A 6,524-nucleotide genomic window follows, 5' to 3' on the forward strand; every position below is an offset into this window, starting at 1 on the left:
AAACCCTCTAATGAAAACATTTAGAATTAAACTTCACAAAAACCCTTGACTAATCGTAAGAAGAACCGTCCCCATGCTTCACCCATGTTTCCCCTTGTTTCAATATTTTCCCCTAAAAATAGTAAATCCCGCGATTCTTTGTAAAGAATAAGGATAGGCGGGATGAAGTGATGCACAAGAACCGTCCCCATGCTTCACTGGAGGTGGAATGATGGCATGGTTTGATTGGCTTCATGAGTATAGATTGACAAGTATTTGTTTTGCGGCTGTGATTGCTTGGTTGGGTGTGTTTGTGATTAATCGGGTTATTCATAAGTTTTTTCAGCGGACGCATTTTATTGAGGAGCGGAAAGAGGAGACGATTGCGAGTATGGTCCGCTCCTTTACTAGGTATTTGGCGACGATTGGGGTTATTTTTTACGCGCTCTCTCAATATGTCGATAATTTTGGAAGATTTCTCGCCGGCGCGGGGGTAGTCGGGGTCATTGTTGGTATTGGTGCGCAAAGCCTGATTAGGGACCTTCTCTCGGGCACTTTTTTAATTTATGAAAAACAGCTCCATAAAGGAGATTTTATTACGATCAATAACACTTTCAGTGGAACGGTTGAGGAAATTGGTCTTAGGTTTATTAAAATCCGTGAGTGGAGTGGGAAGCTGTTAACGATCAGCAATGGGGAAATCAAACAAATTCATAATTATAATATTGAACAAATGCGCGTGATTGAAAACGTGGTGATCAGCTATCGGGAGAATCCCGAAGAGGTTTTATCGGTCCTGGAGCTGGCCTGTGAAAAAATAAATGAAGTTAATCAAGACTGTTTAAAGATGGACGGAGAAAATTGTATTGTAGAGCCCTTTAGTGTTTTTGGCATTACAGCGATCAACGCTAACTATCATGGGATTGAGTATACCATCACCGGACTGGTCGATGACGCTTTTTATTGGGAAGCCGGCATTAAGGCGAGAAGGATTATTGCCCAAACACTTTTTGACCACGACATCATGCTTGCGGAGGATACGCTGTTCATTAAACAGGCAGCGAACCGGATTGCTGGGGAAAAAGCGAACGTCCCTTCTGACTGACCTTGATAGATGAATATGTTAAAGTAGGGGAAGTACGGTTTAGGAGGGCATTCAATGTTGGAGAATAGTTATGTTATGGTTGCAATTATCCTTATTATTAATATTGTATATGTGTCATTTTTTACTATTAGGATGATTCTAACTTTAAAAGGGCAGAGGTATTTGGCCGCGTTCCTTAGCATGATTGAGGTAGTCATTTATGTGATGGGTCTGGGTCTGGTTTTAAACAATCTAAATGAGATTCAGAACCTGATTGCCTATGCAGTCGGTTATGGGATTGGCGTTATAGTCGGTATGAAAATTGAAGAGAAGCTGGCGCTCGGTTATATTACCGTTAATGTCATTACAGCAGAGTATGATAAAAATTTGCCGAAGCTGTTAAGGGAAAATGGCTATGGCGTGACTGACTGGGAGGCGCATGGGCTGGAAGGCAACCGGATGGCACTGCAGATTCTCACGCCAAGAAAATTTGAGTTAAAATTATATGATACGATTAAAAATATTGATCCAAAAGCCTTCATCATTGCCTATGAGCCAAAAACCATTCATGGCGGTTTCTGGGTCAAATCCGTGAAACGAGGTAAATTATTTAAATGAGCAAAAAGAAGATGCAATTTGAGGTACAGGATAATGAGAGTATTGAGGAATGTTTAAATCGGATAAAGGAGCAGGGGTATACGCCTGTTAGCCGAATAGAGAAACCTATTTTTCAAGAGGTCAAGAAAGGCAATGAAACCGATTACGAGCCAGCCGGAAGAAAAATTATCTTTGAGGCAAGAATTATCGAGTAAAACACGAACATTACAGTAATATTTAAAAATAATGTTCGATTATTGGTTGACAGCCTACTAAAATGCTTGGTAAGATAAGTTTAGAAATTACGAAATTATTCTTACCCTCATATATCAATGGGAATATGGCCCATAAGTCTCTACCCAATAACCGTAAATTATTGGACTATGAGGGAAAGTCAATATGTTCGGCACATAAGGGGCATCCCCCTTAGATTTGTGTTCTTGATTTTCCATGCCCGGACAAATGGCTTTCTCTTTTAGAGATACCATTTGTCCGGGTATTTTATTTTTCTAAAAAAGTTTTATAGGGGGACCAGCGGAATGAAGAACTTGGTCGGCGTAATTATGGGAAGCAAGTCGGACTGGGAAACTATGAAGCATGCATGCGATATTTTGGAAGAGCTTGAAATCCCATATGAAAAGAAAGTCGTTTCTGCACATCGGACACCAGATTTGATGTTTTCATACGCAGAAGATGCCAGACAAAAAGGCTTAAAGGTAATTATCGCTGGAGCAGGCGGGGCAGCGCATTTGCCGGGTATGGTGGCTGCGAAAACAACTCTTCCTGTCATCGGTGTTCCTGTCCAGACGAAGGCTTTAAATGGACTCGACTCTTTGCTGTCGATCGTGCAAATGCCAGGCGGTGTACCGGTTGCGACGGTTGCAATTGGCAAGGCTGGCGCAATGAATGCCGGGCTTTTGGCGGCACAAATTCTCGCTGCCACTGACGTGGAGTTAGCGGGCAGATTGGAAGCAAGGCGGGAAGCGACAAAAAACGCAGTGTTAGAAAGCAGTGATGAACTTGAATAATAAAGTTATATTACCAGGGGCGACAATCGGTATTATTGGCGGCGGCCAGCTTGGCAGAATGATGGCGTTGGCGGCTAAAGCTCAAGGCTTTCGGATTGCCGTTTTAGAGCCGACTGCGGACTCTCCTTGCGGGCAAGTGGCAGATGAGGAAGTCATCGGCGCTTATGATGACCGCGAGGCAATCGGCCGGTTAGCTGCGGTAAGTGACGTGATCACGTATGAATTTGAAAATATTGATGCAGATACATTAAGCTGGCTTTGCGAACAAGCCTATGTTCCGCAGGGACCAAAGCTATTGACCATTACCCAGAACCGAATCACAGAGAAGGCGGCGATTCGGAACGCAGGGGCTGAAGTGGCTCCATACGAAGAGATTTATAGTGTGGAAGATTTATTTTTAAAAATTGAAGCCGTGGGCTATCCTGCTGTATTAAAAACGGCAAGAGGCGGCTATGACGGAAAAGGCCAGCTGGTCATAAAGGAACATAGTGATTTAGAAAAAGGGGAAGCCCTTATTAATCATGGCGAATGTGTGCTAGAGCAATGGGTCCCATTTGAAAAAGAAATTTCCGTGATTGTGACGCGCAGACTGGATGGGGAAACAGCGATTTTACCAGTAGCGGAGAACATTCACGTAGACAATATATTGCATCAGACGATTGTTCCGGCACGGATTTCGGAGGTAACAAAAGCCCTGGCGATTCAAAAGGCGAAACAGATTGCCGACTACCTCGGATTAGTAGGAACGCTTGCGGTGGAGATGTTTGTGACTGCTGATGGTGAAATTTACATTAACGAATTAGCACCGCGGCCGCACAATTCCGGGCACTACTCCATTGAGGCCTGCGAAACATCGCAATTTGAGCAGCATATCCGCGCTATTTGCAGCTGGCCATTAGGAAGCACTGAGCTATTAAAACCAGTTGTTATGGTCAACCTATTAGGGGAGCATCTTGAAAGCTTATATCAAGAAATTCCGGCCATGAACGATTGGAAGGTTCACTTGTACGGAAAAAAAGAACCAAAGGTGAAGCGAAAAATGGGCCATGTTACTATCTTGCGTGATAATGTAGAAGATGCCCTTGTTGAAATCCAAAAGAGCAGCATTTGGGCGGCTGCCACAGTGAAGATCGGAGGATAAAAGATGATTGATCGTTATACGAGACCAGAAATGGGAGCCATTTGGACGGAGGAGAACCGCTTCAAGGCTTGGCTTGAGGTGGAAATTCTCGCATGTGAAGCGTGGGCCGAGTTAGGTGAGATTCCGAAAGAGGATGTTCAAAAGCTGCGTGAAAATGCTTCCTTTAATATTGACCGGATTAAGGAAATTGAAGAAGAAACAAGACATGATGTTGTTGCCTTTACCCGTGCCGTATCTGAAACACTAGGTGAAGAGCGTAAATGGGTGCATTACGGCTTAACTTCTACGGATGTGGTTGATACAGCCCTTTCCTATGTTTTAAAGCAAGCCAATGCGATTTTATTTAAGGACATCGAAAACTTTATTGAGATTTTGCGAAATAAGGCGATTGAACATAAATATACGGTTATGATGGGCCGGACACACGGCGTACATGCGGAGCCAACAACGTTTGGCTTAAAGCTTGCCCTTTGGTATGAAGAAATGAAGCGGAACCTGGAGCGTTTTAAGCAGGCTTCCCAAGGTGTGGAGTTTGGGAAAATCTCCGGTGCAGTTGGAACGTATGCCAACATCGATCCGTTTGTCGAACAGTACGTTTGTGAAAAATTAGGTATTCAACGGGCACCGATTTCTACACAGACCTTGCAGCGTGACCGTCATGCTCATTACATGTCGACACTGGCGTTAATTGCCACTTCGATTGAAAAATTTGCCGTAGAAGTCCGCGGACTGCAAAAAAGTGAAACGCGTGAGGTAGAAGAGTTTTTCGCAAAAGGACAAAAAGGGTCATCGGCGATGCCGCATAAGCGTAACCCGATTGGTTCCGAGAATATGACAGGGATGGCCCGCGTTATTCGCGGCTACATGATGACGGCTTATGAGAATGTTCCATTATGGCATGAGCGCGATATCTCCCATTCTTCCGCTGAGCGGATTATCCTGCCGGATGCCACAATTGCGTTGAATTATATGTTGAACCGTTTTGGAAATATCATTAAGAATTTAACGGTTTATCCGGAAAACATGAAGCGCAATATGGATCGTACGCTTGGCTTGATTTACTCTCAGCGCGTGCTGCTAGCACTGATTGATAAAGGCTTATCCCGCGAAGCGGCTTACGACACTGTCCAGCCAAAGGCAATGGAAGCATGGGAAAAGCAGGTTCCATTCCGCAGCTTAGTCGAAGCGGAAGAAAAAATTACTTCAAAGCTGTCTGCTGAGGAAATTGCCGATTGCTTTGATTACAGCTACCACCTTCAGCATGTGGATACCATTTTTGATCGATTAGGATTAAATGCTTAAGGAAGCAAGATAACACGAAAAAAATTAAACAGGGGCATCACTGACATGGTTATGCCCCTTTACCTATACTGAAGATTCCCAATTTTGAAAAATAAGGAGCGACCCAAGATGAAAGAAATGCTATATGAAGGAAAAGCGAAGCGTATCTATTCAACTGAAGACCCGCAAATTGTTTTAATCGAGTATAAAGACTCTGCCACCGCTTTTAATGGACAAAAGAAGGCTGACATCACCGGTAAAGGCCGTTTGAATAACGAGATTACTAGTTCGCTATTTTTAAAGCTTAAAGAACAAGGAATAGACTCGCATTTCATCAAACGCGTATCCGAAACCGAGCAATTGGTTAAAAAAGTCTCCATTATCCCGCTTGAGGTCGTCGTCCGCAATATAGCTGCAGGATCCTTCTCAAAACGTTTGGGAGTCGAAGAAGGCCGCCCGCTATCAGGGCCAATCGTGGAATTTTATTTAAAAAACGATGACTTGGGTGACCCGCTCGTCACAAAAAGCCACATCCTCGAACTGAAAGCCGCAACAACTGAAGAAATCAGTATTTTACGAGATAAAGCACTGCAAATCAATGAAGTGTTAATAAACTTTTTCGATAATCTTGGCGTTAATCTTATTGACTTTAAGCTTGAATTTGGCAAAGACCAAGATGGACAAATTTTATTAGCCGACGAAATTTCCCCTGACACCTGCCGCCTGTGGGATCAGAAGACAAACGAAAAGCTTGATAAAGACGTATTCCGCCGCGATTTAGGAAGCTTAACCGAAGCCTATGAAACTATTCTTAAAAGACTTGGAGGACATCAGCATGTATAAAGTTAAGGTATTCGTCACATTAAGAGAGAGCGTATTGGACCCGCAGGGAAAGGCAGTTACCCATTCCCTTCACTCTTTAAGTTACCCGGAAGTTGCGGATGTCCGCATCGGCAAATACATGGAATTGACTCTTGAAAAATCAGAACGCGATATCGATGAAGTCATCAACGAAATTTGCAGCAAGCTGCTCGCCAATCCGGTTATCGAAGACTACCGATATGAAGTAGAGGAGTGTGTCGCACAGTGAAATTTGCGGTCATCGTTTTTCCGGGATCCAACTGTGATATCGATATGTACCATGCCGTAAAAGACGAACTCGGTGAGGAAGTCGAATACGTTTGGCATGATACAGACAACTTAGACGAATTTGACGGCATTCTTCTGCCAGGCGGTTTCTCTTATGGGGATTACCTTCGCACGGGTGCGATTGCCCGCTTCAGCAAGGTCATGAAGGAAGTCATCAAGGCTGCCGAGGCTGGAAAGCCGGTAATGGGAGTATGCAATGGTTTTCAAATACTCTTAGAAGCTGGCCTGCTGCCTGGGGCGATGAGACGAAACGAAAGTCTTTCAT

General features: G+C 43.9%; 9 protein-coding genes and 1 riboswitch. All 9 genes read left to right on the top strand.

Going from position 1 to position 6,524, the window contains the following annotated elements; genetic code table 11:
• Positions 1 to 208: 208 nt before the first annotated feature.
• A complete protein-coding gene (locus tag KHB02_RS29135) occupies positions 209 to 1,084 on the top strand; it encodes a mechanosensitive ion channel family protein (RefSeq protein WP_213147796.1) in 876 nt (291 codons plus the stop codon).
• Positions 1,085 to 1,138: 54 nt separating this feature from the next.
• Positions 1,139 to 1,681, top strand: a complete 543-nt coding sequence (locus KHB02_RS29140; protein ID WP_213147795.1) for a DUF2179 domain-containing protein — start codon at positions 1,139 to 1,141, stop codon at positions 1,679 to 1,681.
• Positions 1,678 to 1,875, top strand: a complete 198-nt coding sequence (locus KHB02_RS29145; protein WP_213147794.1) for an NETI motif-containing protein — start codon at positions 1,678 to 1,680, stop codon at positions 1,873 to 1,875. The genes KHB02_RS29140 and KHB02_RS29145 overlap by 4 nt, the downstream gene beginning before the upstream one ends.
• Positions 1,876 to 1,962: 87 nt before the next feature.
• Positions 1,963 to 2,064, top strand: a riboswitch (purine riboswitch).
• A gap of 135 nt (positions 2,065 to 2,199) precedes the next feature.
• Positions 2,200 to 2,688, top strand: a complete 489-nt coding sequence (purE, locus tag KHB02_RS29150) for a 5-(carboxyamino)imidazole ribonucleotide mutase (RefSeq protein WP_213147793.1) — start codon at positions 2,200 to 2,202, stop codon at positions 2,686 to 2,688.
• Positions 2,675 to 3,829, top strand: coding sequence for a 5-(carboxyamino)imidazole ribonucleotide synthase (purK, locus tag KHB02_RS29155; protein WP_213147792.1), 1,155 nt, complete (start codon positions 2,675 to 2,677; stop codon positions 3,827 to 3,829). Before purE ends, purK begins: the two co-directional genes overlap by 14 nt.
• 3 nt (positions 3,830 to 3,832) lie before the next feature.
• A complete protein-coding gene (purB, locus tag KHB02_RS29160; RefSeq protein ID WP_213147791.1) occupies positions 3,833 to 5,131 on the top strand; it encodes an adenylosuccinate lyase in 1,299 nt (432 codons plus the stop codon).
• Positions 5,132 to 5,239: 108 nt separating this feature from the next.
• Positions 5,240 to 5,953 (top strand): phosphoribosylaminoimidazolesuccinocarboxamide synthase, encoded by a 714-nt coding sequence (gene purC, locus KHB02_RS29165; protein ID WP_213147790.1) that lies wholly within the window; start codon positions 5,240 to 5,242, stop codon positions 5,951 to 5,953.
• Positions 5,946 to 6,200, top strand: a complete 255-nt coding sequence (purS, locus tag KHB02_RS29170) for a phosphoribosylformylglycinamidine synthase subunit PurS (RefSeq protein ID WP_213147789.1) — start codon at positions 5,946 to 5,948, stop codon at positions 6,198 to 6,200. The genes purC and purS overlap by 8 nt, the downstream gene beginning before the upstream one ends.
• A partial coding sequence (locus KHB02_RS29175; protein ID WP_241114189.1) for a phosphoribosylformylglycinamidine synthase subunit PurQ occupies positions 6,197 to 6,524 on the top strand: 328 nt, incomplete at its 3' end. The genes purS and KHB02_RS29175, both read left to right, overlap by 4 nt.

It is taken from the genome of Neobacillus citreus (assembly GCF_018343545.2).
GTDB lineage: Bacteria > Bacillota > Bacilli > Bacillales > Cytobacillaceae > Neobacillus > Neobacillus citreus.

Coding starts and splice junctions, on each gene's coding strand:
- purC (WP_213147790.1), top strand. CDS start 5,240: ATGAAAGAAATGCTATATGAAGGAAAAGCGAAGCGTATCTATTCAACT.
- KHB02_RS29135 (WP_213147796.1), top strand. CDS start 209: ATGATGGCATGGTTTGATTGGCTTCATGAGTATAGATTGACAAGTATT.
- KHB02_RS29145 (WP_213147794.1), top strand. CDS start 1,678: ATGAGCAAAAAGAAGATGCAATTTGAGGTACAGGATAATGAGAGTATT.
- purE (WP_213147793.1), top strand. CDS start 2,200: ATGAAGAACTTGGTCGGCGTAATTATGGGAAGCAAGTCGGACTGGGAA.
- purS (WP_213147789.1), top strand. CDS start 5,946: ATGTATAAAGTTAAGGTATTCGTCACATTAAGAGAGAGCGTATTGGAC.
- purB (WP_213147791.1), top strand. CDS start 3,833: ATGATTGATCGTTATACGAGACCAGAAATGGGAGCCATTTGGACGGAG.
- KHB02_RS29140 (WP_213147795.1), top strand. CDS start 1,139: ATGTTGGAGAATAGTTATGTTATGGTTGCAATTATCCTTATTATTAAT.
- purK (WP_213147792.1), top strand. CDS start 2,675: ATGAACTTGAATAATAAAGTTATATTACCAGGGGCGACAATCGGTATT.